We start from the raw sequence: 611 nt of genomic DNA, 5'->3' as shown, positions 1-611 counted from the left end.
GCCGCGCCGAGCAGCCCCCCGCCGGGGCCGTGGCCGCCGATCCGGCCGCCCCGCCCGCGCCGCCCCCCGAGCGGCTGCGCCTCGGCGAGCGGGTCCTGCTGGACCGCGACACCGGCGCCCTGCGCGGCCGGCCACCGGGCGGGCGGTACAGCCGCCGCCGGCTGCGGACCCCGGCCGCGCACGGCATCGAGCAGCTCACCCTCACCGTCGCCTCGGCCACCGAGCAGCCCTGCTGGCTCCGGCTGGAGGCCGAGCACCTGCCGACCGGTGCGGGCATCCGCACCTCGAGCCGGGTCCCGGTCCCCGAGCTGGCCCGCGGCCTGCTCCCGCTGCTGGACGCCACCGACGGGCCGGTGGCGCTGTCCGCCCGGCCGAGGGTGATAGCCAAGGGCGAGGTCGACGCCCTGATCGACGAGCTGTGCGACCCGGAGCGCCGGCTCCCCGTGGTGGTCGCCAGCGTGCCGCCCGCCGTGGCGATGGACACCTGGCTGGCCGAGGTGGTCCACCCCCTGCTGCGGCAGCTGACCGGTCTCGCCTCGCTCTACGTGCTCGGTCATGCTGCGCTCCCGCTGTTCAACGTCGCGCTGGAGTACCACAAGGTCTACGGCGGA

Annotated in this window: 1 pseudogene; it reads left to right on the top strand. The window is 77.7% G+C overall.

Features of this window, described 5'->3' with window-relative positions:
• Positions 1-611 (top strand): annotated as a pseudogene (locus tag AA75_RS50185) (hypothetical protein); the annotation flags it as partial.

This window comes from Kitasatospora sp. MBT63, from assembly GCF_000710465.2.
In the GTDB taxonomy this organism is placed as follows: Bacteria; Actinomycetota; Actinomycetes; order Streptomycetales; family Streptomycetaceae; genus Kitasatospora.
Note: the sequence above shows the minus strand (reverse complement) of the source record. Positions and strands in the feature narration are given on the sequence as shown.